Genomic DNA, 26,038 nt, shown 5'->3' with positions numbered 1-26,038 from the left:
GGCATGAGCACAAAACAACGTTACTGCCTGCGCGTTCTCGTGGGGATCATATCGGCGACGGCCGCGCTGCCTGCCGCTTTCGCGCTGGACATCACGCTGCCCGCTGAGACGGCCGCATACAAGCCCAGCGAGCTGCCGGGCTACCGGCTGGTGCAGCAGAACTGCATGACCTGTCATTCGGCGCAATATGTGCAGTACCAGCCGTCCACCTCCCCGCGCAGCTACTGGGAAGCCACGGTGAAGAAGATGAAACACCCGTTCGGTGCGCCCTTCTCCGACGAGGACATTCCGGCAATGGTCGACTACCTCGTCAAGACCTACGGCGCCGAGCAGACCACCGCTGCCACACCGGCACCCGCCATGGTGGCCGCCGCGCCGCCCCCGAAGACCGCTGCACCGGCAACCCCCACTACCGCTGCGTCGCTGCAGCCCGAAGCGCTGCTGAAGGCCAACAATTGCACCGCTTGTCACGCCGTCGAGCAGAAGGTCGTGGGCCCTGCGTTCAAGGAGGTCGCGGCGAAATACGCCGGCAAGGCCGATGCGCTGCAGCAGGTGGCCGCCAACATCCGCGCGGGCGGCGCCGGCAAGTGGGGCACGGTGCCGATGCCGCCGTACCCGGGACTGACGCCGGCCGAGCTGGATACGCTGGCGAAGTGGGTGCTGAGCCGCTGACGCCGGTCCGCGTTCCTCATCCCGCCGCCAGGCGTTCGCGCACGCGAGCCAGCCGCGCCGCGGCGTCATCGGCCACCTCGCGCACCTGTGGGTTGCCGCTCAACGCGACCATGGTTTGCGGATCGATGAACGCGACGGTGCTCAGCCCCGGCGTGTCCTCCCGCACCACCACGTTGCAGGGCCTGCCCAACCGGGCGTTGTTCCTGGATCGGCTCAAGCAAGCGCTGGCGAGCGCCCAGCGCCACGGACAGCGGGTGGCGCTTCTGTTTTTGGATCTCGACCGCTTCAAGGAGATCAACGACACCCAGGGGCACGCCATCGGCGACCGGGCGCTCATCGAGATCGCCCGGCGGTTTCAGGCCGCATTGCGAGAGGAGGAAACCCTGGCGCGCCTGGCAGGCGACGAGTTCGTCGTGATTGCAATGGGGGCCAACCAGTCGGCCGCGGCCCTCATCGCCGAACGTATCCAAAAAGCGCTCGCCGAACCTCTCGCAATCAATGGACGGTTTTTTGCGCTCAAGGCAAGTATCGGCATTGCTTTCTATCCAGAAGATGGACGCTCGGCCGAGGAGCTGCTCAAACACGCCGACATCGCCATGTACCGGGCCAAGGCCAGCGGCGGGGGCTATCGCTTCTACCGTTCGGAGATGGGTACGGATTTGGCGAGGAAGCTGGAAATCGTCCATCGCCTGGAAACCGCGCTTGCCGCCGGACGGTTGCAACTCCACTATCATCTCCAGGTGCATTTGCCCAGCGGCAAAATCGTAGGCGCCGAGGCACTGTCGAGATGGCATGATGCGGATTGGGGCATGGTTTCCCCAGCCGAATTCATCCCGATCGCGGAAGAACGGGGATTGATCGGTACATTGGGCGAATGGGCGCTCGCCGGGGCATGCCGCCAGGTGCGGCATTGGCAGGAACGAGGGTGTCCGCTGCCCGGAAGGGTCGCGGTGAATGTGGCCGCGAAACAATTTGAGGACGACGATTTCGTTGACCGGTGTCTTAGGATCGCTCGCGAATCCGGTGCAGCGTCTTCTGCAATCGAGCTCGAGCTGACCGAGTCGGGCATGATGCGCGACCCGGAACGTGCCGTGGAGGTCACGCGCGCCCTGACCTCGGCCGGGTTTGCGCTGTCCATCGATGATTTCGGCACCGGGTATTCCTCACTGGCTTACCTCAAGCGATTTCCCGTTCATAAACTGAAGATCGACATCTCGTTCGTGCGGGACATGCTGACCGATCGCAACGATCTCGCCATTGTGTCCGCCATCGTTGCCATGGCGAAGAGCCTCGGCCTCAAGACCCTGGCCGAAGGTGTGGAAGAGGCAGCGCAGGCGGAACACTTGCTGGCGTAAGCTCCCCCGCCATCCAGACATCTCATAACTAGAACTTTCTGGCATCGTTTCCGAGCCAGGAGGTTCCATGCGCACATCGAAGTTCACCGAGACGCAGATCGTCGCGACGCTCAAGCAGGCCGACGCCGGTGTTCCGGTCAAGGACATCTGCCGCCAGGCCGGCATCAGCACGGCGACGTACTACCAGTGGAAGAGCAAGTACGGGGGCCTGGAGGCGTCCGAACTGCGAAGGGTCAAGGAGCTCGAAGCGGAGAACGCCAAGCTCAAGCGCATGTATGCGGAGCTCGCGCTGGACAACATCGCGCTGAAGGACCTGATCGCAAAAAAACTGTAGGGCCGTCGCAGAAGCGCGAGGCGGTGCGCTTTCTCACCGAAGTGCATGCGCGGCCGCTGAGTCGGTCCTGTGGCTACCTGAAGCTGTCGCGGGCGGCGTGGTACGCCCCGCCACTGGACTGGACGGTGCGCGATGCCGAACTGATCGCGGCACTGGCCAAGCTCGTGGAGGAGCGTCCCAGCCGGGGCTTCTGGAAGTGCAACGACCAGCTGCGCAGGATCCGGCCCGACTGGAACCCCAAGCGGATCTATCGGGTGTACAAGGCGATGCGACTGAACCTGAGGCGTGCCGCGAAACGCCGCCTGCCCAAGCGCGAGCGGGTCGCGCTGTACGTGCCGAAGCTGCCCGACACGGTCTGGTCGGTCGACTTCATGAGCGACGCGCTGGCCTGCGGACGGCGCTTTCGCACCTTCAACGTAGTCGATGACTTCAATCGTGAGGCCCTGCACATAGAGGTCGACACCTCGATCAACTCCAACCGCCTGGTGCGCGTGTTCGAGCAACTCAAGCGCGACCACGGCCTGCCACAGGTGCTGCGCTCGGACAACGGCCCGGAGTTCCTGGGCGAGGCATTCACTGCGTGGGCCAAGAGCAACGGGGTGGCGATCCAGTACATCCAGCCCGGCAAGCCCAACCAGAACGCCTACATCGAACGTTTCAACCGCACGTTCCGTGAGGAAGTGCTGGACCAGCACCTGTTCGCCCGGCTCGAGGACGTGCGCGAAGCCGCGCACTGGTGGATGATCGATTACAACGAAGAACGACCCCACGACTCGCTCGGCGGAATGACACCTGCCGAGTACCGAACCCACCACGCCGAAAGTTCTACTTTTGAAGTGTCTGCTTGACGGGGGAGCTTAGGAAGGTCTGAACAACGCACTCTGACACTTGGATTTCAGCGTCAGAGCGCCGGACCAGGGTCGATTTGATCAATTTCCCGCCCTTTCAGGCGGTTTCTGGCGGGTTTTCCCGCCTTACAGGCGCACCACCCCCATCGCCGGCAACAGGCGCCGGCGCGCCATCCACAGGTTCGACAGCGCGAACAGCGTCAGCACCTGCGCCGCGTTCTTCGCCAGGCCGCGGTAGCGCACCTTCGTGTAGCCGAACTGGCGCTTGATCACCCGGAACGGATGCTCGACCTTCGCGCGCAGGCTCGCCTTGTACCGCTCCCAGCGCTCGGTGTAACGCCGCTCGCGCGGGTTCTTCATCGCCCGCAACTTCGACGGCTTCTCCGCGATCAGGAAGCCGGCCTCCACATCCTTCAACTCTTCACGCTTGTCGGCACCGGTATAGCCGCTGTCGCCACAGATCGTGTCTTCCCGGCCGTGCAGCAGCCTGTGTACCCGGGTCACGTCGGCCACGTTCGCCGCCGTGCACTCGACGTGGTGCACCAGGCCGGATTCATCATCGACGCCGATGTGCGCCTTCATGCCGAAGTGCCACTGGTTGCCCTTCTTCGTCTGGCACATTTCCGGATCGCGCTTGCCTTCGGCGTTCTTCGTCGAGCTCGGCGCGGCGATGATCGTCGCGTCCACGATCGTGCCCGCGTGCAGGCTCAGGCCCTTGCGCGCCAGATGCGCATTCACCCGCTCGAAGATCCGCCCGGCCAGGCCGTGGGTTTCCAGCAACCGGCGGAAGTGGAGAATCGTGGTCTCGTCGGGAATCGCGTCCACGCCGCCCAACCGCGCGAACCGGCGCATCACCGGCGTGTCGTACAAGGACTCTTCCATCGCCGGGTCGCTGAGCGCGTACCACTGCTGCAGGAAATGGATGCGCAGCATCGTCGCCAGCGGGTACGGCTGGCGGCCGGGACGGCCCAGCTTCGGGTAGTGCGGCTCGATCAGCGCCAGCAGCGCCTGCCACGGCACCACCTGCTCCATCTCGGCCAGGAAGATCTCCCGCCGCGTGCGCTTGCGCTGGCCCAGGGTCTCGGCATCACCGAACGTCAGCTGCATCGATCGTCACCCCAATCTGGTGCGCTATTGTCGCCTGCAGCAGCGGAGTTGTTCAGACCTTCCCTTACGCTGGCATTGGGTTGCGACGAAGCACAGGGGTATTACTTCGCCCGTCCGGAGCCGGCCGAGGTTTTCGCGCGCAGGTGGTTGCAAAGCGCATGTCCGAGTCATGATCTCGGTCAGGACGTGGATCGCCAAGAGCAAGGCCACCTCGGTACATAACGGCAAAGCCGCTCCATGGCGCCGGGCCCCGGCGCATGATCACGCCCCCGAGTTCTCTCAAACTCTTCGTAGCGTTCACGCTGATCCGTGATCGGGAGCCGTCAGCCCGGTCGGTTCAACAGCGATCGGGGCCGTTGCCTCTGCGAAAGCGCACAGACCAAAGGCACTTGGGCTGGTTCGCCCCAAGGGTTCTACCCCGTTTCCAGGACGGTTTGATTAAGGCCTGAAACTCCCGGTCACGCCGGGCAACTCTACGACGCATTCTCGGGTTGTGGAACCGCTCGAGGTAACCGAACACATCAGCCCGGGCCTCGTCGCGCCTGGCAGCCCTTGGCAGAACGGATTCGTCGAGAGCTTTAACGGCAAGCTGCGGGACGAGCTGCTCAACCGAGAGTGGTTCCGCAGCCGCGCCGAGGCGAAGGTCCTGATCGAACGCTGGCGGCAGTTCTGACCTGAGTATGGAACTTGTAGCCAATCAGGCAGTGAGTCCGGGGTGGATGGTATCGCGCCGATGAAGGCGGTGAGCAGCGGGCCGCCACCCCGGATGGTGTCCTGCGCGTTCATCTGAATGGCGAGCACGCCGTTCAGGTGCACCGACAGCACGCCATTTCCGCTGCGAGGCGCGAGCGCAGATCGCGGTAGCTGCGGGCAATGGCCGCCTGCCGGTCGGCATCGGTCGCCGTGCCGGTGATCTGCGCCAGTTCCTCACGCGCCTGCGCCAGGGCATCGGCCAGTTCCCGTTCGGCCTGCGCGGCTTTGCGGGCATTGGCCTGCTCGATGTCGCTGCGCCGATTGTTGAGCACGATCAGCTCGGCTTCCGCCTTGGCGACCTCCGCTTTAGGGAAGGTCTGAACAACCCGCTCTGCCGCCCGGATTGCGGCATCGTGGCGCCGGCCTGGCGTCGCTTTCGAGCCGGATTTCGCCCGTGCAGGGCGGTTTTTGGCGGGTTTCCCCGCCTTACGGACGCACTGCTCCCGTCGTCGGCAACAAACGCCGGCGCGCCATCCACAGGTTCGACAGCGCGAACAGCGTCAGCACCTGCGCCGCGTTCTTCGCCAGGCCGCGGTAGCGCACCTTCGTGTAGCCGAACTGGCGCTTGATCACCCGGAACGGGTGCTCCACCTTCGCCCGCAGACTGGCCTTGTAGCGCTCCCACCGCTCGGCGTAGCGCCGCTCGCGCTCGTTCTTCATCGCACGCAGCTTCGACGGCTTCTCCGCGATCAGGAATCCGGCGTCCACGTCCTGCAGCTCCTCGCGCTTCTCGGCACCCGTGTAGCCGCTGTCGCCGCACACCGTGTCTTCCCGGCCGTGCAGCAGCTTGTACACCTGCGTCACGTCGGCCACGTTCGCCGCCGTGCATTCCACGTGGTGCACCAGACCGGACGCGTCATCCACGCCGATGTGCGCCTTCATCCCGAAGAACCACTGGTTGCCCTTCTTGGTCTGGTGCATCGCCGGATCGCGCTCGCCCGCCTTGTTCTTGGTCGAGCTCGGCGCACTGATGATCGTGGCATCCACGATCGTGCCACTGCGCAGGCTCAGGCCCTTGCGCTGAAGATGGGCGTTGACCTGCTCGAAGAGCTTCTCGGCCAGCCCGTGCGTCTCCAACAGCCGGCGGAAGTTGAGGATCGTCGTCTCGTCCGGGATGTCGGCAAGCCCGCCCAACTGCGCGAAGCGGCGCATCACCGGCGTGTCGTACAAGGCTTCTTCCATCGCCGGGTCGCTGAGCGCATACCACTGCTGCAGGAAGTGGATGCGCAGCATCGTCGCCAACGGATAGGGCTGGCGACCGGGACGGCCCATCTTCGGGTAGTGCGGCTCGATCAGACCCAGCAGCGCCTGCCACGGCACCACCTGCTCCATCTCCGCCAAAAACACCTCGCGCCGCGTGCGCTTGCGGCTCCCCAGACCCTCGGCATCACCGAACGACAGCTGCATCGCACTCACCCCGATCACGGTGAGGCATTGTCGCGCAATCGGGCGGAGTTGTTCAGACCTTCCCTAACGGCCAATTTTTATCTAACGCCCTGCAGCTTTTCGGAGCATCCCGCCACCCGGCCGTGTCCTACCCGCAGGAGCGGCGGCCGCCGCTGCCCACCCCGGTCTACGCGCTTCACACTGGCGGCCATGCACCGTGCAGCGCCCCACGCTTTCCTCCCCGCTTTGCCCCTTTCTCGCCTGGTCTTCAGGCCTGGCACGCCATGACCGGCTGGTGGGCTGACGCCCTGGCCGTGGCCGCCCACGAGTTCTCGGACATTGGCGACCCCCAGCAAACCACGCGGGTGGTCTTGCGCATGGGCGTGGCCGCGCTGCTGGGCGGCCTGCTGGGGTGGGAGCGCGAGCAGGCCGGCAAGGCCGCAGGCATGCGCACCCACATGCTGGTGGCCATGGGCGCCGCGTTGTTCGTGCTCGTCGCGCAGCAGGCGGGCATTGCCCCGGCGGACAACAGCCGTGTGCTGCAAGGGGTGATCGCCGGCATCGGCTTCCTGGGCGCAGGCACCATCCTGAAGGGCGACGCGGAAGGCCAGGTCAAGGGCCTGACCACCGCGGCCGGCATCTGGCTCACGGCCGCCATCGGCGTGGCCGCGGGCCTGGGGCGTGAGAGCACGGCCATCCTGGGCACGCTGCTGGCAGTGGTGGTGCTGTGGGTGATTCCTCTGGCACAGCGCGCCGCACCGACGGACCCGGGCCAGCCCGCGGCTCGACGCAAACGCCTGCGGCGCAAAACGCGCGCTGGTCTGACAGCCGACACTCCGCAGGATGGCCTGTAATGCGGTAGGGGGCACCCGTCCCCCTTTTGACCGCAACGACCCAGGAGCACGCACATGCCCCAGCAAGCCACCATCCAAGGCCACGTCACCTACCGGGAAGGAGACGGCATGCACATTGCCATTCCGGAAGGACCTGTGGAACTCACCTTCGCCACCGACAGCGTCACGCTGAGCTGGCGCGACGACAACAACACCGCAGGCCTCACCGCCCTGCCGCGCGACCAGTACGAGCTGTATGTCGCCGACGGCAAGATCGTGCTGTAGTCCCTCCCGCGTGCGGGCCCCGGTCGGCAAGGCCCGCGCTACCCGCCGCAGCGGCAAAACCCAAGCCAAGCCATGGCCGACGCCCCGCTACCCATGGCCCGTAGGGGCCCACGGGCCGCACATTGATGGCGCAGCGGTGTCGGCGCTACCATGCGCCACACAACCGTGCGCCTTTGCCATGCCCAGCCCCTCTTCATTCGTGCCTCCGCCTACCAGCGCGGTCGAGCCGGCTCTGTCCAAAGAGCCCGGGCTGCCGGTGGACCACGGACTGTGCGCAGGCGATGCGATGGACGCGGCGCAACTACGGCGGCTGCTCCAGGCGGCCCTGCCCGACAAGAGCCAGCACAAGGCAGCCGGCTGGTTCGGGCAGACGGACTTTCTGCTCACGCGCAGCCACGTGGATGAAGACCAGGACGCCTACCACGACGCCCTGTTCATCACTCTCTGGAAGCGCTGGGACTTCTGGCTCGCCCTGCCCCCGGCCGAGAGCGCACCTACCCACGCGCTGGCGCAGGCCTGGGCGCGGTTGCGCTCTGGCATCCCGCCTCCGCCCCCCGGCGCGGACGGCCTGGTGCGCCAATACCGCGCCTACGACAGCGCCGGCCAGCCCGGCGCATGGCAACCGCTCGCCGCACAGGCTGGTCCGGACGACGCGGCAGCCGGCGCGCTGGCCGCCTGCGGAGAGGGTTGGCGCGAGGTGCTGGCCTACTGGCGCCTGGCCGAGGGCCAGCGCCGCGCCGGCCGGCCCGTGCGCGAGCGGCTGCATGCCACGCTCACCCCCGCGCGCATCGAGGCGCTGACGCTGCTGCCCGTATTCACCACCCGTTACAACACATGGAGCGACCCAGAGCGCAACGGCTGGTGGGAGGGCGACGTGTGGATCGGCGCGCGCCAGCCCGGCCAGCAGGGGGGCCATTCATGGGGGCGGGCGCTCAAGTTCAGCTGGCGCAACGGCAGCGAGCGCGCCGGCGACCCCGAGGACGACGCACATGCCTGCTACCAGATCGACTTGACGCCCGGCGATGCCCTGCCGGAGGGCACGGCCCACCCGAACGGCCTGCGCATCAGCTACAGCCAGCGCCAGAGCGATCCGCGCACGCCGCTGCCCAACCACGCCGTGCAGCACATGCAGCACCTGCTGGAGCTGTTCACCACGCTGGAGCAGCGCCTGCACGCCGCCCATGCACAAGAGCAACAGGCGCTGCACACCAGCGGCTTGTCCGGCGATGCCCCGCCCCTGCCCCGCCTGCCGCCCTTCGCGCCGCACGAGGCCGACACCGAGGTGTTCGGGCCCGTCCTCATGGCGCTGTCGCACGACTGGCAGGCCCACGGCCGGGCCCACGCCGCCCGCGTGCGGGAGCACTGGCTGCGGCAGGCCGACGCCGCTGATGCCGCGGCGGCCCTGGAGCACGGCACGGAACCCGCGGCGTCATCCGCTGCGGCGGCCGCTGCCGTGGCGGCCGCAGCGGTAGGCGATGCTGTACCCGCCCGTGGTGTGGCGCCCGGTGCCGCGGCAGCCGGCACGCCCCCGGCGACCGTACCGCTGCCCGCCCCTGTGCATTTCATGCCTGCGCAGCCCACCGACCCGCGCGGCCCCCAGGCTGGCGCCGTGCTGCAACTGGCACGCGCTGTACACGCGCTGGCCGACGGCGACCTGTCCGCACGCTTTCACCGGCGCTTTGCCTTCGCGCCCCATGTCTATGCCCACCACGCCGCGCGCACCGGCCACGCCGTGGACGCCCTGCAGTGGCTGGAAGATGGCCGTCTGCTGGCCCGCACGGAGCCCGTGCACCCCACGCAAGCACCCGCGTGGTGGCGGGTCAGTGTCGATGCGTGGGCGCTGAGCCCCACGGCCGCACCGCCAAACCTGCCTGCATCGTGCCCCGCCGCCACCGCCCATGGCCTGCGTGTGGAGGGCGACGCACAGGGCGATCTGCACGGCCTGGCCGAGGACGGCACGGCCCTCTGGCGCCACCACATCGGCGGCGCCATCCTGGCGATCGCCGCAGCGCCCGACGGCCACACCCTGGCCGTGGGCAGCGACAGCGGCTACCTGGTGCTGCTGCGCAAGGGCAGCGGCACCGACCCGGCCCTGCTCAGCACGTCGCGCTATGCGGAGCTGCGGCGCTTCATCTTCTGGGCGGATGCATCCAGCCCGCTGGCCTGGTAGGGGCAGCGCGTGCATTGCTTCAATATCCATAGCTGCTCGCGCTTGACAGGTGGGCGCTAGAGGCATTTTTCATTCAAACACCACCATGGCCACTTACCACGCCGAAATCACCTGGACGCGCGACGCCACGCCGCAGGACTTCCTCAAGAACCGCTACAGCCGCCGCCACCTGCTGCGCTTTGACGGTGGCGCGCAGTTGGCCGGCTCCTCGTCGCCCCACGTCGTGCCGCTGCCCTGGTCCGACGCGGCCGCCGTGGACCCGGAGGAAGCCTTCGTCGCCGCACTGTCGAGCTGCCACATGCTGTGGTTCCTCTCCATCGCCGCGCGGCAGGGTTTTTGCGTGGACGACTACCGCGACGCGGCCGAGGGTGTGATGGCCCGCAACGCCCAGGGCCGCATGGCCATGACCGTGGTCACGCTGCGCCCGGCGGTGCGCTTTGGCGGCAACCCGCAGCCCACGCACGAACAGTTGCACGCCCTGCACCATGAGGCGCATGAACAGTGCTTCATCGCCAACTCGGTCACCACCGAGGTGCGCTGCGATCCGGTGCTGGCCTAGGGCCTGTGAACTGCGCAGATCCTGCGAGCGGACCTGGCCCTGATCAGTCCTCGTCCCGCGGGGCGTTGCGCGCGCGGCGCTCGTTGCGGCGCAGCTGCTCGGCCTTGCGCGCGGCGCGTTCCTTTTCCTGCACCTCGGCGGCGGCCAGCCAGGCCTCGAACTCGGCCGGCGTCTCCAGCGTCACACGGCCCAGCGCTGCGCTGCGCAGGTCGGTGAGCACGATCTCGGCGGCCTTTTGCAGGTTGAGGCGCCCGCCGCTCATCACCGCGCCGCGCTTCCTGGCAATCAGCTCCAGCAGTTCGTCGTCGTGCTTGGCGGCGATGGCCGCCGCGTCCAGCCCCAGCTTGTAGCGCGCATCCAGCAGCGGTGCGTAGTGCTGCTTGAGGTAGGCCAACAGTTCCAGCGCCACTTCTTCCTCGTCGTACGCATTGCGGCCCACGGCGCCGCTGGCGGCGAGCTTGTAGCCGCTTTCGGGCACGGTGATGCGCGGCCACAGCATGCCAGGCGTGTCCCACAGGTAAAAGTCATCGTCCAGCACGATGCGTTGCTCCTGCTTGGTCACGCCGGCCTCGTCGCCCGTCTTGGCTTCGCGCTTGGCGGACAGGGTGTTGATCAGCGTGGACTTGCCCACATTGGGAATGCCGCAGATCAGTACCCGCATGGGCTTGGAGAGGCCGCGCCGGTTGGGCGCAAGCTGCCGGCACGCGTCGATGAGCCGGCGCGCGGGCGCGGCGTCGGACGCATCCAGCGCAATCGCGCTCGTGCCGGGCCGCGCGTTGTACCAGGCCAGCCACGCCGGCGTGCGCGCCGGGTCGGCCACGTCCTGCTTGTTGAGCACCTTCAGCGCGGGCTTATGGCCGGTCAGCTCGGCCAGTAGCGGATTGCTGCTGGAGCCCGGCAAGCGCGCGTCCAGCAGCTCGATCACCACATCGATGTCCTTGATGCGCTCGCCGATCGCCTTGCGCGTCAGGTGCATGTGACCGGGAAACCACTGGATGGCCATGGACTGTGTACTTTCACGAATGGGGCTTGCGAAGCCGCCAAGGATAATCGCCGCCATGCCCTCTTTCTCCCAGCGCAAACAAGATTCCGAGCTGCTGCTCAAGGGCGCGGTGTGCGCGCTCATTGGCGTGATCATCCTGCTGGCTCCCTACATTGCCCGCTCGCCCGACGTGCGCGAGATGATGGCCCAGGGCCACGTGGTGGGGTGGTTCGCGCTGGTGCTGGGCTGCGCCTTCCTGGCACGCTACGGCCTGATCCGTTGGCGCGGGCGCCGGTAAGGCCCCGTCACCTTCATGCTGCAAGCCACCCGCCAGCGCTTCGCCGCCCTGCAGGCGCAGGCCGCCCGCGCCGGCGTAGCGCTGCGCCCACCGCCGCCTGAGCCCACCACCTGCTGCGGACGCGGGTGCAACGGATGCGTGTGGGAGGGCTTTTATGCGGCGGCGCAGTGGTGGTGCGAAGATGCGCAGGGCGCGCTGGCGCAGCCCGGCGGGGGCTCCTGCTGACGCTGCACCGGGGCTGAATGTGTGCAGCGGCCCGCGAGGCTCTTGCATGCCAGGAAGGGCAGCCTCTGCAGCTCAAGGCTCCAGCAGATCCCCCAGCGCCTTTGCGCCCACGGGCGGGGTCGCCGCCCAGGGAATCAGATAGAACCGGCCTTGCGCCAATGCTTGAACCCGCTCCATCTGCCGCCTCTCGCTGTTCAACCGGGCCTGAAGAAGGGGATCGCGGGTGTTGCTGGCCAACAGTGACTTGTTGACCACCCAGGCGAAGGTGCCGATCCGGGCCCGCTGCAGGTCCTCCTTCAGCGCAGCGGCCTGCGACACCGGGGTGGCCTCGGGCAACGTCACCAGAATGATCTTGGTGTAGTCAGGGTCCTGCAGCCGCATCAGGGGCGTGGTGATGCGCCCCGACGCCTTGCCTTCGAACTCCCGCACCATCTGGCGGTGGTAGGCGCCCGTGGCATCCATGAGCAGCAGCGAGTGGCCCGTGGGCGCGGTGTCGAGCACCACGAACGCGCTTCGGGCCTGAGACACCACATGCGAGAACGCATGGAAGACCGCCACTTCCTCCGTGCATGGAGAACGCAGATCTTCCATCAACAGGTCCTTCTCCGCCGGGGTCATGCCGGCCGATTTGGCGGCAACGACCTTGTCCACGTATTTCTGGGTCTCTGCTTTGGGGTCAATGCGCCCGACGGTCAGGCCCGGGATCTCGCCGTCCAGCGTCACCGCCAGGTGGGCGGCGGGGTCCGTGGTGCTCAGGTGCACGGACTTGCCGAGCTTGACCAGTCCCAGGGCGATCGCCGCGGCAATCGTGGTCTTGCCCACGCCACCCTTGCCCATCACCATGATCAATCCACGCTCACCCCGCGCCAGCTCCGCCACCAGCGCGGACAGTGTCTGGTGCGCGAAGTCGGGTGCTTCCAGGGCAGCCGCAGGCACCTCGGTCGGTGATGGCGACAGCAGCGCCCGCAGCGCCTGCAGCCCCACGGAATCGACGGGCCGCATGGGAATCACGTCGGCCGCCAGACGTTTCAGCGCCTGCGGCATCTCCTGCATGGCCTCCTGTCCCAGAGCCTCGATGGCCAGGGCGACGGCATCGCAAGGGTCTTGCGCCTTGAAAACCGCGTTGATCACCAGGCGCTGGTGGGAAAGGCCCAACTCACGCAGTTCGTCTGAAGACCTGGCGGCTTCGTTGAGCGCTCCCGCCTCAGGCCGCGCCACCAGAACAATGGTCGTGAGCGAAGCTTCGTTCAGGGATGCCAGCGCCCGGTTGAAAAGCTGCTCCTGCATCTTCAACCCCGAATGCGGCCCCAGGCAGGATGCTCCGCGGTCATTGCCCTTGAGGAACCCGCTCCATGCCTTGGGCAGGCTGAGAAGCCTCAAGGTATGGCCCGTGGGGGCGGTATCGAACACGACATGGTCGAAATCCCGCCCTCCTTCCGACAGAAGTTGAGAGAACTCATCGAAGGTGGCGATCTCGGTGGTGCAGGCACCCGAGAGCTGCTCGCGCACGAGGTCCACCTCCTCAGCCGTAGCCTGTGTGCCCATCTGTTCAATGACGCGGGCACGGTAGTTCTGCGACGCGGCTTCCGGATCGATGTTCAGGACCATCAGACCCGGAACCCCCGGCACAGGAACAGGATGGTTGCACAGCGCAATGCCGAGCATTTCATCGAGGTTCGACGCCGCATCGGTACTGACCAATAGAACCTTCTTGCCCGCGTCTGCCAAGGCGATGGAGACGGCCGTGGACACCGAGGTCTTGCCGACACCACCCTTGCCGGTGAAGAACAAATACTTGGTGGGCGCGTCCAGAAGGGTGAAGTGAGATGGCATAGGCGTTCGTGGTCAATGCACCGAATGGGCGGGGATAAGGGCGTGCCTCAGGCATGCGCAATGTTGCGCCAAAGAAATTTACAACACTTCCAATATCGTTGTATAGTTGTTTTATGCAAGAAATCGATGTCATCCGCTCCCTCGCTGCGTTGGCTCAAGAAGTACGCCTGCGGGTGTTTCGCGCACTGGTCGTGGCCGGCGCAGAGGGGCTCACACCAGGCTCGTTGTGCGAGCAACTGGCGGTGGCACCCAACACCTTGTCCTTTCACCTCAAGGAGCTCGTGCACTCCGGCCTCGTCAGCCAGGAGCGTCAGGGGCGCAACCTGATCTACCGGGCCTCCTTCGACACGATGGACGATCTGCTCGGCTACCTCACGGAGAACTGCTGCCAGGGCGCGTCCTGCCTGGCGGAGACAGCAAAGAGCTGCGACTGTTGACCCACTTTTGAAGGAGAACCCATGAAGCGATTCCATGTCCACCTGCATGTGGAAGACCTGGCCCAGAGCATCCGTTTCTACTCCCAACTCTTCGCGGCCGAGCCCGCTCGCGTGGAGGCCGATTACGCGAAGTGGATGCTCGACGATCCGCGGGTCAACTTCGCGATCTCCACGCGGGGCACCTCCCCAGGCCTGGATCACCTGGGCTTTCAGGTGGACGACGCGGCCGAACTGTCAGAACTGAAGGCCAGGGCCGCATCGGCCGACATGGCCCTGCTCGACGAAGGCGCCACCACCTGCTGCTATGCGCGCAGCGAGAAGCACTGGGTTACCGACCCGCAGGGCATCGCGTGGGAGCACTTTCACACGCTCGGCGACATTCCCGTGTTCAACGAGTCCAGCCCAACGGCTGCCGCCGGCGCGTGCTGCGCGCCAAAGGCGCCTGCGGCCCCGGCATCCAAGCCCCCCTGCTGCGGGCCCGCCACTTCCTCATCCACCTGCTGCTGATGCGCTGAAGGTCCTTCATGACGACGCACTTGAACGTTCTTTTTCTCTGCACGCACAACTCCGCGCGCAGCATCCTGGCCGAGGCCTTGCTCAATGCCATGGCGGGCGGGCGCTTCAAGGCATGGTCTGCCGGCAGCAGCCCGCGCGACAACCAGCAGCCGCATCCCCTGGGCCTGCAGGTCCTGCAAAAGGCAGGCGTCTCCACCGAGGGCTTGCGCAGCAAGAGCTGGGATGAGTTTGCCGCCCCAGGCGCTCCCACGATGGATCTGATCATCACCGTGTGCGACAACGCCGCGGGAGAGGTCTGCCCGATCTGGCCGGGGCACCCCGCAACGGCGCACTGGGGCTTCGCCGATCCTTCCGAAGGCGACGCGCCTGATTCAGAAAAGCTGGAAGCCTTCCGCCAGACGCTGCACCTGATCAAGCGCCGCCTGGACCTGCTGATCAACCTGCCCGCCGACAAGCTGGAGAAAGCGGTATTGCAGACCAGCGCCCGCGAACTCGCAGGGAAATGACATGAGTGCCCAGTGCGAAACCACTGCCCAACGCGCGGCAGGCGCTCCCATGAGCGTGTTCGAGCGCTATCTCACCGTGTGGGTGCTGCTGTGCATCGTGGTGGGCATCGGACTGGGCCAGGCGTTTCCCGGTGCAGCGCGGACCATTGGGTCGTGGGAAGTGGCCCGCGTGAACCTGCCGGTGGGGCTGCTCATCTGGGTGATGATCATCCCGATGCTGCTCAAGGTGGACTTCTCCGCCCTGGGCGAGGTGCGGCACCACGTGCGCGGCATCGGGGTCACCCTGTTTGTGAACTGGTTGGTCAAGCCATTCTCCATGGCCTTTCTCGGCTGGCTGTTCATCCGCCAGTGGTTTGCCCCCTACCTGCCTGCGGACCAACTCGACAGCTACATCGCTGGCCTGATCCTGCTGGCCGCCGCCCCCTGCACGGCCATGGTGTTCGTATGGAGCCGCCTGACCGGCGGCGACCCCCTGTTCACGCTGTCCCAGGTCGCGTTGAACGACAGCATCATGATCGTGGCGTTCGCGCCGCTGGTGGCCTTCCTGCTCGGCCTGTCGGCCATCACGGTGCCATGGGACACCCTGCTCACCTCGGTGGTGCTGTACATCGTCATTCCGGTGGTGCTGGCCCAGTGGTGGCGGCGCGCCTTGCTGGCACGGGGACAGGCCGCGTTCGATGCGGCACTCCAGCGCATCGGGCCGTGGTCCATTGCGGCGCTGCTGCTCACGCTGGTGCTGCTGTTCGCCTTCCAGGGCGAGGCCATCCTGCGCCAGCCCCTGGTCATCGCACTGCTGGCCGTGCCCATCCTGATCCAGGTGTTCTTCAACTCGGCGCTGGCCTACTGGCTCAACCGCGCGGCGGGTGAAAAGCACGCGGTCGCCTGCCCGTCCGCCCTGATTGGCGCATCCAACTTTTTTGAACTGGCCGTGGCCACCGCCATCAGTCTGTTTGGCTTCGAGTCGGGCGCGGCACTGGCCACGGTGGTGGGCGTGCTCATCGAAGTGCCGGTGATGCTGCTGGTCGTCAAAGTCGTGAATTCATCCAAGGGCTGGTACGACGCGGGTGCAAAGCGTGCAGCGTAGAACCACCACCACGCTGATGCTGGGCGTAGCCCAGACACTGGCGTGGGCGTCGTCGTACTACCTGCCGGCCGTGGTGGCCGCGCCGATGGGGCGAGACGTCGGCATGTCCTCGTCGGCGGTGTTTGGGGCGTTCTCGATGGCGCTGCTGTTTGCCGCAGCAACCGGCCCCTGGGCGGGGCGCGCCATTGACCGGGCTGGTGGGCGGCGGGTACTGGTCGTCAGCAACCTGGTGTTTGCCGCAGGGCTCGCGGCGCTCAGCCTGGCCTCACAGCCCGCCCATGTCTTTGCTGCCTGGACCTTGATGGGCCTGGCCATGGGCAGCGGCCTCTACGAGGCCGCGTTCGCCACCGTGGTCCGCCTGCATGGCCAGGACGCCCGGCGGGCGATCACCGGCATCACCTTGCTGGCAGGCTTTGCAAGCACGATCGGCTGGCCATTGACGGCCTCCCTGGAGTCGGCGTTCGGCTGGCGGCAGGCCTGCCTGACATGGGCGGCGCTGCATCTGCTCATCGGCCTGCCGCTGAACGCGATGCTGCCCACGGCCGCGCCGGCCGCTTCGGCCGGTGCGCAGGCCGCTGCGGCAGGGAGCCCTCATGCACAGGCAGCGGCAAGCCTGGCACCGGCCCGGCGGCGTGCGGCCGTGCTCATGGCCTGCGTGTTTGCCATTGCGTGGTTCAACAGCACCGCGATGGCGGCGCATCTGCCGCAGGTCCTGCAGGCTTCGGGCGTGGCCTTGGCTGGCGCGATCGGCATTGCGGCGCTGGTGGGGCCGGCCCAGGTCGCGGGGCGATTGGTCGAATTCACCGTGCTCAAGCGGTCGCATCCGCTGTTGTCGGCGCGGCTGGCCACGCTGGCGCATCCGCTGGGCGTCGTACTGCTGATGCTGCTGGGCAGCCACGCGGCGCCCGCGTTCGCCGTGCTGCACGGGCTCGGCAACGGCATCCTGACCATTGCCATCGGCACCCTGCCGCTGCTGATCTTCGGCGCACAAGGCTATGGGCAGCGGCAGGGGTTCCTGATGGTGCCCGCGCGCATCGTGCAGGCCGGGGCGCCATTCCTGTTCGGGCTGGCCGTGGAGCGCTGGGGCGGCGCGGCGCTCTGGCTCTCCGCCACACTGGCGGTCCTGGCTTTTTTGGCACTGGCCGCCCTGGCCGCAGGCATGAAACGGTCCGGCGACGCTTGACCACTATTGCCAGGGAGGGTGTCCGCCCGCAATGCGCACCATGCGCTCATCCACCAACGCGGCCCAGCTCCCGCTGGCCCGCCACCTCCCGCAGCCACGCCCTGAAGGCCTTCACCCCCGCCGACTCTGCACGCGCCAGCGGCACCACGAGGTAGTACGCATCGCTGCTGGTCAGCACGCCACCGGGCAGCTCCACCAGCGCGCCGCTCGCCAATTCCTCCTCCATCAGAAACCGCGGCAGCAGGGCCACGCCCAGGGCGGAGATGGCGGCCTGGGCGATCATGGCGAACTGCTCGAAGCGCGGGCCGCGCAGGGCCTGGGGCGCGGGCACGCCCTCCTGCTCGAACCAATCGGCCCACAGCATGGGGCGCGTGGTCTGGTGCAGCAGGGTCAGGCCGGCCACGTCGGCAGGGGTCTCGATGCGGTGGCGGGTGCGCAGCGCGGGGCTGCACACCGGCACCACTTCTTCGTGCATCAGGTAGTCGCACACGGCGCCGGCCCAGTGGGGCGCACCGTAGTGGATAGCGGCATCGAACGGCTCCTGGGCGAAGTCAAAAGGCTCGCCACGGGCAGAAAGATTCACCGTCAGCTCCGGGTGCAGCGCGGCAAACGCAGGCAGGCGCGGCACCAGCCAGCGCGCGCCCAACGTGGGCAGCACCGCCAGGTGCAGGAGTCCGCCGCCATCGGCCAGGGCCATGGCCTTCTGCGTGGCGGCACCGAGCTGCTGCAGCACGGCGCGTACGTCGGCGGCGTACAGGCGCCCCGCATCCGTCAACACCACGCGCTGGCGCACCCGGGTGAACAGGGCCTGACCGAGCTGTGCCTCCAGTTGGCGCACCTGGCGCGAGACGGCGCTTTGCGTGAGGTGCAGCTCCTCCGCCGCACGTGAGATGCTGGCGTGGCGCGCGGCGGCCTCGAAGGCGAGCAGGTCGGCCACGGGCGGCAGGAAAAGTTTGCGAAACATGGCGTTAATTCATGCAGTCAAAGAATGAACCCTACCAAGGCTTGTGGTAACGCATAAGGCGCCAGCGCTTGATCCATAAGCGCTGGCGCCAGGCAGGGCTGAGACGGGATATTGCCACTTGATGCGATTTAAGCAACAAGTCGTTCCGCTTTTTTGCTATGCAAGCGCGCATGGCTGGGCGATATTTGCAGCTTCGCCTTCTCTTGGACCTCCATGCCGCACACCGCTACCTCCACCGCCGCATCCCGCACGGGCGGGCAGATCCTCGTCCAGCAGCTCATCGTGCACGGCGTGCAGCAGCTCTTTTGCGTGCCGGGCGAGAGCTACCTGGCCGTGCTGGACGCCCTGCACGACGCCAACATCGCCGTCACCGTGTGCCGCCAGGAGGGCGGCGCGGCCATGATGGCCGAGGCGCAGGGCAAGCTGACCGGCCGCCCGGGCATCTGCTTCGTGACGCGCGGGCCGGGGGTTACCAACGCATCGGCGGGCATCCACATCGCGCACCAGGATTCGACGCCGTTGATCGTCTTCGTAGGCCAGGTGGCGCGCGGTGCGCTGGGGCGCGAGGCGTTCCAGGAGCTGGACTACGGCGCCGTGTTCGGCACCATGGCCAAGTGGGTGGTGCAGATCGACGATGCGCGACGCGTGCCGGAGCTGGTCTCGCGCGCATTCCACGTCGCCACCTCGGGCCGCCCCGGCCCCGTGGTGGTGGCCCTGCCCGAGGACATGCTGACCGATGCCGTGCAGGTGGCCGATGCCCTGCCCTACTCCGTGCCCGAGACCTACCCCGGCGCGCCCGCACTGCAGGCACTGGCGGCGCGGCTGCAGGCGGCCGAGCGGCCGGTGGTCATCGTGGGCGGCAGCCGCTGGTCCGACCAGGCGGTGCGCGACATGCAGGCCTTTGCCAGCGCCTGGCGGCTGCCGGTGTATTGCTCGTTCCGCCGGCAGATGCTATTCCCGGCCAGCCACGCCAGCTACGCGGGCGACCTGGGCCTGGGCGTCAACCCCCAACTGCTGGCGCGCATCCGCGCGAGCGACCTGGTGCTGGTGCTGGGCGGGCGGCTGTCGGAGATCCCCTCGCAGGGCTACGAGCTGTTCGACATTCCCGTGCCGGCGCAGCCGCTGGTGCATGTGCATGCCGACGCCGACGAGCTCGGCCGGCTCTACCGCCCGGTGCAGGCCATCCACGCCACGCCGCAGGCCATGGCCGCCGCCCTGGCCGGCCTGCGCCCCGCGGCCGAGCCGCGCTGGACCGCGCACACCGAGGCTGCGCGCGCCGAGTACCTGGCCTGGAGCGACCCGGCGCCCATCCGCATCCCCGGCAAGCTGCAGATGGGCGAGGTGATGCAGCACCTGCGCGAAGTGCTGCCCGCCGACACCATCTTCTGCAACGGCGCGGGCAACTTCGCCACCTGGGTGCACCGCTTCTGGCCGTTCACCACCTATGCCAGCCAACTGGCCCCCACCAGCGGCTCGATGGGCTACGGCCTGCCGGCCGGCGTGGGCGCCAAGCGCCTGTGGCGCGAGCGCGAGGTGGTGGTGTTTGCGGGCGACGGCGACTTTCTGATGCATGGCCAGGAGTTCGCCACCGCCGTGCAGTACGGCCTGCCGCTGATAGTGGTGCTGTTGGACAACGCCATGTACGGCACCATCCGCATGCACCAGGAGCGCGAGTACCCTGGGCGCATTAGCGCCACACAGCTCAAGAACCCCGATTTCAAGGCCTATGCCCAGGCCTTCGGCGGGCACGGCGAGCGCGTGGAGCGCACCGAAGACTTCGCCCCGGCACTGGCACGCGCACGGGCGAGCGGGCTGCCCAGCGTGCTGCACTGCCTGATCGATCCGCAGGCGATCACACCCACGGGAACGCTGGATGGCATCCGGTCGGCGGCGATGGCGCGCAAGGGGTGATCTGAAGGGCTAGGGCCTGTTCACACTATTTTTGCCAGATGCGTTGCGATCAAAAAGGGCCAGGCGCAAGGCGCCAAACGAAGCTGGGGTGCTACCCCAGCGAGGCTTGGCAACGCCGCGAATGGCCCTTTTTGATCGCAACCCGGAGGGAACGGAGTGAAAACCGCGCCATTCGTCGTTGCCCTCCTAGCCAAGGCCCCGGCCTTGGCGTCGTCACGCGCCTAGATTGGCGCGGTTTTCACGCCATTCGCACTGGCAAAAATAGTGTGAACAGGCCCTAAATGGGGCTCTGCGCTTGTGGGGCAAGCGCGGACAGCTATCGTTTTTGAGTTTTTGCTGCCGAATGCTTGGGTGCCGACCGGGTTATGCGCCCCCGCGCAGCAACATCAAAAAGAATAGCTGGCGGCGCTTACGCCATAAGCGCCACCCTCAAAAACTACCCCAACTGCTCGACCGCCATGAACCGCTCGCGCCACGCCTCGAACGGCAGGTCATCTGCCACTTCAATGGCCCGCTGCTCCTCCAGCGACCGCTCGGCCAGCGCCTGGTAGCGCGCCTGCTGCGACTCGCTCCAGGGCTGTCCCATCAGGATGTCCCGCGCCGACTGGGAATGCGCAAGTGCGAAGGCGATGAAGTCGTTGTCATGCTGCTGTTGCAGCTCGGCCAGCACGCGCGCGGACGGTGTGGAGTGCGGGGCCGCCAGTGTCGCCTGGGCCGCCGTCAGCGCGTGCGCATAAGCCTCGCCGCCGTGGGCGGCATCCAGCGTGGCGGCAATGGGCGCGCATTCGGCCAGCACCTCGGCGGCCCAATCGGTCAGCAGCACACGCTGGCCGCGGCGCATGAGCTGCAGGCCGGCCTCGCGCCCGCGCTCGGCCGCCAGGTGCTGGTTGTTCTTGAGTTCGGCGATCTCGGCCGGCGTGTCGGGCGGGCTGTCCGACAGCAGGCAGTGCAGCAAAAACACGTCCAGCAGGCGCATGGTGTCGGCGGTGATGCCCACGGGCACGAACGGGTCCAGGTCCATCAGGCGCACCTCGACATACTCCACGCCGCGCTCGCGCAGCGCGTGCAGGGGGCGCTCGCCGCTGTGGACGGTGCGCTTGGGCCGGATGGTGCCGTAGAACTCGTTCTCGATCTGCAGCAGGCTGGTGCCCAGCTGGTTGTAGTCGCCGCCGGGGTTGCGCACGCCAATCGCCTCGTAGGCCGGATAAGGCCGCGTGAGCGCCTCGTGCAGCGAATCGGCATAGCCCTGCAAGCCGTTGTAGCTGACGGCCAGCGTGGCCTGGGCGTCGCTCTGGTAGCCCAGGCGCCCCATGCGCAGCGAAGTGGCATGCGGCAGGTACAGCGCGCGCTTGCCGTCGCCCAGCGGCTGCAGGCTGTGTTGCCGCCCTTCGACGAAGCACGGGCACAGCGCAGGCGATGCACCAAACAGGTACAGAAGCACGAACGCGTGCCGGCGGAAGTTGCGGATCAGCGCAAAGTACTCGTCGCTGCCCACGCCGGGCAGCGACCAGTTGTAATGAATGCCCGAGATGGTCTGCATGCGCCGGCCGTAGCGGTGGCCCAGGCCCATGCGGTACACGCTCTTGGCACGCCCCGGGTTGGACGAGCCATAGCGCGCCAGCGGAATGGTCTCGTCCGTAGGCAACATGCAGGGCATGCTGGACACCCAGAGCATCTCGCCGCCCGGCTGCTGCTGGAGCACGCGGTGCACGAACTGGTGGATCTCGGTCAGTTCATCCTGGCATTCCTGCACCGTGCGGTGGGCACCGGTGATGAGCTCGATCTGCGATTCGCTGTAGTCCGTGGTGATGCAGGGGTGCGTGAGGGCCGAGCCCAGCGCCACCGGATGGGGTGTGAGCGCCAGGGCGCCCGTGGGCAGCACGCGCAGCCCCTCCTTCTCGATGCCGCGGCGCATGCCTGCCAACCGGTCGGCGGACAGGGCTGCGATTCGCTGTGGGAGTGTGCTCATGGTGGTGGTTGTTCCATCTTTTTTGATGTGGGGCCGAAACTTAGCACGCCGCGCTGCGGCCTGCCCGCGCCCACATCAAGCGCCGGCCTGACACCGGGGAACTGCCGCCGGCCTCTGCACGGTCGCTCTTGGTACCGTAGCAGCGGGGCAGCACCGCCCCGGACAGGCCGTGTCAGCGGTGCGCAGCCAGGGCCTGCGCCACCTCGTTCGTCCCCTGTGCGGCGCCGCTTTGCGGTACCTGCTCACCCGCTCCGCGGGCCGTCACCTCGGCCAGGCGCGCGGCCAATTGCTCCGGCACATCGGCACCTTGTCCCAGGTGGATGCCCTGGGTGAGCGTAATGTGCGCGGCCTCGAATGTGCCCGCGCCTGCACACAGAATGGTGCGCGTGGGCGCGCTCTCATGCGCCAACACCAGCATGGCGGGTACCACCGCCTCGGGCCGGAGGGCAGCCAGCACGTCCTCGGGCATCAAGCCCTCGGTCATGCGGGTGGCGGCCGTGGGTGCCAAGGCGTTCACATGGATGCCGTACTTGGCCCCTTCGATCGCCAGCGTCTGCATCAACCCCACCTGCGCCAGCTTGGCCGCGCCGTAGTTGGCCTGGCCGAAGTTGCCGTACAGGCCCGTGGAGGACGTCGTCATCACGATGCGCCCATAGTTCTGCGCCTGCATGTGCGGCCACACCGCCTTGCAGCAATGGGCCGCGCCCATGAGGTGGACCTGGACCACGAGGGCAAAGTCCGCCATGTCCATCTTGGCAAACGACTTGTCGCGCAGGATGCCGGCGTTGTTGACCAGGATGTCCACGCGACCCCACGCGTCCATGGCCTGCTGCACCATGGCCTGCACAGCCGCGAAATCGGTCACCGACGCACCGTTGGCCAGCGCCTCGCCGCCTGCGGCGCGGATCTCATCCACCACGGCCTGCGCGGCGGACACCGAGCCACCGCTGCCGTCCACGGCGCCGCCAAGGTCATTGACCAGCACCTTGGCGCCACGCGCTGCCAGCGCCAAAGCATGCTGACGGCCCAGGCCGCCACCTGCACCCGTCACGATGGCCACACGGCCGTGGAAATCAAGGGACATGTTGAAGTCTTTGAACGAAGGATTGCCACCAGACACGCAGGCCCGCAACCACCGGTGGCCGGGCACACGCGCAGCGAGAAGAAATCGCCCCGGCCGATGACCGGGGCGCTTCAAAGGATACAGGAAGCAACCAGGTTCAATGAGGGCCGCCTAGACCGCTTGTATGCCTTCGCCCCACCATGAGTGCTTGCAGGGCACCAGGGCTATGTGTGGCGTTTTTCCCCGAGCGCCTTGATCGCCGGCCCGATGGACACGGCAGCCTCGTCATAGCCTGACCAGGGGCCGTTGCCGGTCTTCAAGCGCCGGTCCACGGTCTGCACCGTCCAGTGGGCGCCACCCGTGAGCGCGTCCAGTTCCTGCCAGGCGACGGGCACAGACACGCCCATGCCCGGCCGCGCGCGCGCCGTCCATGCACAGGCCGTGGTGGCGCCAAAGCCATTGCGCAGGTAATCCACAAAGATCTTTCCCACACGGTTGCGGGGTCCGCTCTTGGCCACGAAACGCTGCGGCAGGGTGCGCGCCAGATGCTGCACCACGGCTTGGCTGAAGTCTTTCACGGCATCCCAGCCGTGCAGCCGCTTGATGGGCACCACCACATGCAGCCCCTTGCCGCCGCTGGTCTTGAGGAACGATGGCAGGCCCAGCTCGGTGAGCATCAAGCGCACAAGCGCCGCGCCCTCCTGCACGTGCGCCCACGGCACGCCCTCGCCCGGATCCAAGTCGAAGGTGATGCGGTTGGGCCGCTCGATCCGGTCCTTGCGAGCATTCCAGGTGTGAAACTCGACGGTGTTCATCTGCGCGGCCGACAGCAGGCCCTGCGCCGTGGCCACTTCCAGCAGCGGCGGGTGCCCAGGATCCAGGTCGGGTGACAACGCACTCACCCCGTCCAATGCCCCCGTGTCCAGGTGCTTTTGAAAGAAAAGCTCGCCCTCCAGACCTTGCGGCGCCCGCAGCAGGGATACGGGCCGCCCCTGCAGGTGGGGCAGCATGAGGGGCGCTACCGTGGCGTAGTACCGCACCAGATCAAGCTTGGTGAACCCGGTGGAGGGATCCACCACGCGCGCCGGGCTTGTCACCTGCAGCCCCCCCACGCGCGCGGCGCGGCTGGGCGCAGCCCCCTGCAGGTGCGCAGGCTCCTCGTGGACGATGGCGGCGGCGGGCTTGTCGTCGCGCAACCCGCGGAACACGGCGTGGCGCACCTTGCCCTCCTTCGTCCATTCGGCGAAGGAAACCTCCGCCACCAGCGTGGGCCTCACCCAATGCACCTTGCGGGGGATGGAGCGCGGCTGGGCAAACGGGCTGTCCTGGGTGCGCAAAGCGCCCAGCCGCCGGGCCAGGTCCGCGAGGACGCGCTCGCTGAAACCCGTGCCCACATTGCCGGCATAGCGCAGGGCACCGCCCTCGTCATGCACGCCCAGCAGCAGTGAACCGATCCCTGTGCGTGAGCCCTGCGGGTCGGTGTATCCGCCGATGACGAACTCTTGCCGATGGCTGCACTTGAGCTTGATCCAGTCCGTGCTGCGGCGGGAGGCATACACGCTGTCCTTGCGCTTGCCGATCACCCCTTCAAATCCCAGCCGGCAGGCCGAGGCCACCAGGTCCGCCGGCCGGGCTTCGAACGCTTCGCTGAACCGCACACGGTCTGAGGAGGCTGGCTGCAGCACGCTGCGCAGCAGCGCGCGCCGTTCAGTGAGGGGCATCTGCCTCAGATCGCGCCCGTGCGCATAAGGCAAGTCGAAGGCGTAAAAGACCAGCGCGTCGGTCGAACGCCCGTCAAACGCGTTCTGCAGCGCCTGGAAGTCGGGGACACCCTGGGCGTCCAGCACCAGCACCTCGCCGTCGATCCATGCAGAGGACAGCGGCAAGGCGGCCAGCGCTTGCGCCAGGGCGGGCATCTTGGCGGTCCAGTCGTTGCCGTTACGGGTGTACAGCCGTGCCTTGTCGCGCTGAACCCGGGCCAGCATGCGATAACCGTCGAACTTCAGCTCCCACAGCCACTGCGAGAGGTCGGCCGGCGGTCCATCCACCAGCGTGGCGAGTTGCGGGGATAGCTGGTCAGGCAGCGGTGCCGTGGGTGCGGATGTCCACGGCACCGCCGCTGCCGTGGGAGGCTGAATCTGCGCGGGCCCAGCCCGCTGCGCGACTGCGCGCGTCGGTGGCGCAACGGGCGGCTGGTCTGCCACGGTGTCGGGCATCTCGTCGACCACGCTGAACTCCCCGGCCGCACGCTCCAGCCCGTCGCGCTCCTTGATCAGCAGCCAGGGTGGCTGCTTATCGTCGTCTCGGCCATGCATACGCACCAGGGTCCAGTGACCATGCAATTTGTGGCCGTGGATCTCGAACTTCAGCTTTCCCTTGCGGTAGCCTTCGCGCGGATTGCCCTGCGGCACCCAATAGCCGCGGTCCCAGATGATGACCCGCCCCGCGCCGTATTGGCGCGGCGGGATCTGCCCTTCGAATTGGTTGTAGGAAATCGGGTGGTCTTCCACCTGCACGGCCATGCGTTTGTCCGCCGGGTCGTAACTGGGGCCCTTGGGTACGGCCCAGCTCTTCATTGTGCCGTCCAGTTCCAGGCGCAGGTCGTAGTGCAAGCGGCTGGCCCAGTGCTTCTGAATCACGTACTGCAGCGCCTGCGACTGCGCTCCGCCGTCCGCGGGCTCTGGCGTCACGGCAAAGTTGCGCTTTTGCTTGTAGGTCGCCAGCGGGTCTTTGCGGGGCATGGTCCGTCGCCTTATCCGGTGTAC

At 67.3% G+C, this 26,038-nt stretch carries 24 protein-coding genes and 1 pseudogene; 16 read left to right on the top strand and 9 right to left on the bottom strand.

Going from position 1 to position 26,038, the window contains the following annotated elements; translation table 11 throughout:
- Positions 1-3: 3 nt before the first annotated feature.
- From sorB to PCQ86_RS08660, 3 genes are all read left to right on the top strand, one after another.
- Positions 4-672 carry a SorB family sulfite dehydrogenase c-type cytochrome subunit gene (gene sorB / locus PCQ86_RS08670; protein ID WP_221892517.1) on the top strand — a complete coding sequence of 223 codons (669 nt, stop codon included), beginning with the start codon at positions 4-6 and terminating at the stop codon, positions 670-672.
- A gap of 125 nt (positions 673-797) precedes the next feature.
- Complete coding sequence (locus PCQ86_RS08665; protein WP_270175285.1) at positions 798-2,027, top strand: putative bifunctional diguanylate cyclase/phosphodiesterase; 1,230 nt, start codon at positions 798-800, stop codon at positions 2,025-2,027.
- A gap of 67 nt (positions 2,028-2,094) precedes the next feature.
- Positions 2,095-3,209, top strand: a protein-coding gene (locus tag PCQ86_RS08660) for an IS3 family transposase (RefSeq protein ID WP_270175284.1) whose coding sequence is annotated in 2 segments (ribosomal slippage) — positions 2,095-2,347 and positions 2,347-3,209 — 1,116 coding nt in all. Because the reading frame shifts where the segments join, the coding sequence is not laid out codon by codon here.
- Between the two features lie 126 nt (positions 3,210-3,335).
- Here PCQ86_RS08660 and PCQ86_RS08655 read toward each other — a convergent pair.
- The gene (locus tag PCQ86_RS08655) at positions 3,336-4,316 is read right to left on the bottom strand and encodes an IS5 family transposase (protein ID WP_270175283.1); all 981 of its coding nucleotides are present in this window, start codon (positions 4,314-4,316) and stop codon (positions 3,336-3,338) included.
- Between the two features lie 535 nt (positions 4,317-4,851).
- Here PCQ86_RS08655 and PCQ86_RS08645 point away from each other — a divergent pair.
- Positions 4,852-4,983 (top strand): annotated as a pseudogene (locus PCQ86_RS08645) (integrase core domain-containing protein); the annotation flags it as partial.
- Positions 4,984-5,122: 139 nt separating this feature from the next.
- On the opposite strand, the gene PCQ86_RS19860 reads toward PCQ86_RS08645, so the two are convergent.
- Positions 5,123-5,341 carry a hypothetical protein gene (locus PCQ86_RS19860; RefSeq protein ID WP_066708443.1) on the bottom strand — a complete coding sequence of 73 codons (219 nt, stop codon included), beginning with the start codon at positions 5,339-5,341 and terminating at the stop codon, positions 5,123-5,125.
- A gap of 154 nt (positions 5,342-5,495) precedes the next feature.
- The gene (locus PCQ86_RS08635) at positions 5,496-6,476 is read right to left on the bottom strand and encodes an IS5 family transposase (protein WP_028915768.1); all 981 of its coding nucleotides are present in this window, start codon (positions 6,474-6,476) and stop codon (positions 5,496-5,498) included.
- 263 nt (positions 6,477-6,739) lie between these two features.
- Here PCQ86_RS08635 and PCQ86_RS08630 point away from each other — a divergent pair, with 263 nt between their 5' ends.
- The 4 genes from PCQ86_RS08630 to PCQ86_RS08615 all read left to right on the top strand — a co-directional run bounded on the left by PCQ86_RS08630 (position 6,740) and on the right by PCQ86_RS08615 (position 10,302).
- Entirely contained in the window at positions 6,740-7,309 is a 570-nt protein-coding gene (locus PCQ86_RS08630; RefSeq protein WP_270175282.1) for an MgtC/SapB family protein, read from the top strand.
- 54 nt (positions 7,310-7,363) lie between these two features.
- Positions 7,364-7,573 (top strand): hypothetical protein, encoded by a 210-nt coding sequence (locus PCQ86_RS08625; protein WP_270175281.1) that lies wholly within the window; start codon positions 7,364-7,366, stop codon positions 7,571-7,573.
- Positions 7,574-7,751: 178 nt separating this feature from the next.
- Positions 7,752-9,743, top strand: a complete 1,992-nt coding sequence (locus PCQ86_RS08620; protein WP_270175280.1) for a hypothetical protein — start codon at positions 7,752-7,754, stop codon at positions 9,741-9,743.
- Positions 9,744-9,828: 85 nt separating this feature from the next.
- Positions 9,829-10,302 carry an OsmC family protein gene (locus PCQ86_RS08615; RefSeq protein WP_270175279.1) on the top strand — a complete coding sequence of 158 codons (474 nt, stop codon included), beginning with the start codon at positions 9,829-9,831 and terminating at the stop codon, positions 10,300-10,302.
- 43 nt (positions 10,303-10,345) lie between these two features.
- Here the strand turns inward: PCQ86_RS08615 and ylqF are convergent, their stop codons facing one another.
- Positions 10,346-11,305, bottom strand: a complete 960-nt coding sequence (gene ylqF, locus PCQ86_RS08610) for a ribosome biogenesis GTPase YlqF (protein WP_011805709.1) — start codon at positions 11,303-11,305, stop codon at positions 10,346-10,348.
- A gap of 55 nt (positions 11,306-11,360) precedes the next feature.
- Between ylqF and PCQ86_RS08605 the strand changes: the two genes are divergently transcribed.
- Positions 11,361-11,582 carry a hypothetical protein gene (locus tag PCQ86_RS08605; RefSeq protein WP_011805710.1) on the top strand — a complete coding sequence of 74 codons (222 nt, stop codon included), beginning with the start codon at positions 11,361-11,363 and terminating at the stop codon, positions 11,580-11,582.
- 15 nt (positions 11,583-11,597) lie between these two features.
- Positions 11,598-11,807, top strand: coding sequence for an oxidoreductase-like domain-containing protein (locus PCQ86_RS08600; RefSeq protein WP_270175278.1), 210 nt, complete (start codon positions 11,598-11,600; stop codon positions 11,805-11,807).
- A 72-nt stretch (positions 11,808-11,879) separates the two neighbouring features.
- Here the strand turns inward: PCQ86_RS08600 and arsA are convergent, their stop codons facing one another.
- Complete coding sequence (gene arsA / locus PCQ86_RS08595) at positions 11,880-13,640, bottom strand: arsenical pump-driving ATPase (RefSeq protein WP_270175277.1); 1,761 nt, start codon at positions 13,638-13,640, stop codon at positions 11,880-11,882.
- A gap of 113 nt (positions 13,641-13,753) precedes the next feature.
- On the opposite strand from arsA, the gene PCQ86_RS08590 reads away from it, so the two are divergent.
- From PCQ86_RS08590 to PCQ86_RS08570, 5 genes are read left to right on the top strand one after another with little or no spacing between them, the layout of a single operon-like run.
- Complete coding sequence (locus PCQ86_RS08590) at positions 13,754-14,077, top strand: ArsR/SmtB family transcription factor (RefSeq protein WP_015912969.1); 324 nt, start codon at positions 13,754-13,756, stop codon at positions 14,075-14,077.
- 21 nt (positions 14,078-14,098) lie between these two features.
- Positions 14,099-14,584 (top strand): ArsI/CadI family heavy metal resistance metalloenzyme, encoded by a 486-nt coding sequence (locus PCQ86_RS08585; protein WP_270175276.1) that lies wholly within the window; start codon positions 14,099-14,101, stop codon positions 14,582-14,584.
- 17 nt (positions 14,585-14,601) lie between these two features.
- Positions 14,602-15,099: an arsenate reductase ArsC gene (locus tag PCQ86_RS08580; protein ID WP_270175275.1), complete on the top strand. Its 498-nt coding sequence runs from the start codon at positions 14,602-14,604 to the stop codon at positions 15,097-15,099.
- A 1-nt stretch (position 15,100) separates the two neighbouring features.
- On the top strand, positions 15,101-16,183 hold the full coding sequence (arsB, locus tag PCQ86_RS08575) for an ACR3 family arsenite efflux transporter (protein WP_088887050.1): 1,083 nt from the start codon (positions 15,101-15,103) through the stop codon (positions 16,181-16,183).
- Between the two features lie 16 nt (positions 16,184-16,199).
- Complete coding sequence (locus tag PCQ86_RS08570; protein ID WP_270175427.1) at positions 16,200-17,366, top strand: MFS transporter; 1,167 nt, start codon at positions 16,200-16,202, stop codon at positions 17,364-17,366.
- Between the two features lie 46 nt (positions 17,367-17,412).
- Here PCQ86_RS08570 and PCQ86_RS08565 read toward each other — a convergent pair whose 3' ends face one another.
- On the bottom strand, positions 17,413-18,330 hold the full coding sequence (locus PCQ86_RS08565; protein ID WP_270175274.1) for a LysR family transcriptional regulator: 918 nt from the start codon (positions 18,328-18,330) through the stop codon (positions 17,413-17,415).
- A gap of 213 nt (positions 18,331-18,543) precedes the next feature.
- Between PCQ86_RS08565 and PCQ86_RS08560 the strand changes: the two genes are divergently transcribed.
- Entirely contained in the window at positions 18,544-20,241 is a 1,698-nt protein-coding gene (locus PCQ86_RS08560) for a thiamine pyrophosphate-binding protein (protein WP_270175273.1), read from the top strand.
- Positions 20,242-20,677: 436 nt separating this feature from the next.
- On the opposite strand, the gene gshA is transcribed toward PCQ86_RS08560, so the two are convergent.
- The 3 genes from gshA to ligD form a co-directional block, all read right to left on the bottom strand.
- Positions 20,678-22,210, bottom strand: a complete 1,533-nt coding sequence (gene gshA / locus PCQ86_RS08555) for a glutamate--cysteine ligase (protein WP_047350583.1) — start codon at positions 22,208-22,210, stop codon at positions 20,678-20,680.
- A gap of 172 nt (positions 22,211-22,382) precedes the next feature.
- Positions 22,383-23,294, bottom strand: coding sequence for an SDR family NAD(P)-dependent oxidoreductase (locus PCQ86_RS08550; RefSeq protein WP_270175272.1), 912 nt, complete (start codon positions 23,292-23,294; stop codon positions 22,383-22,385).
- A gap of 203 nt (positions 23,295-23,497) precedes the next feature.
- Entirely contained in the window at positions 23,498-26,014 is a 2,517-nt protein-coding gene (ligD, locus tag PCQ86_RS08545; protein WP_270175271.1) for a DNA ligase D, read from the bottom strand.
- Positions 26,015-26,038 lie beyond the last annotated feature (24 nt).

The organism is Diaphorobacter sp. ED-3, from assembly GCF_027625375.1.
In the GTDB taxonomy this organism is placed as follows: domain Bacteria; phylum Pseudomonadota; class Gammaproteobacteria; order Burkholderiales; family Burkholderiaceae_C; genus Diaphorobacter; species Diaphorobacter nitroreducens.
The sequence above is the reverse complement of the archived record's forward strand: the minus strand, read 5'-3'. Positions and strand labels throughout refer to the sequence as shown.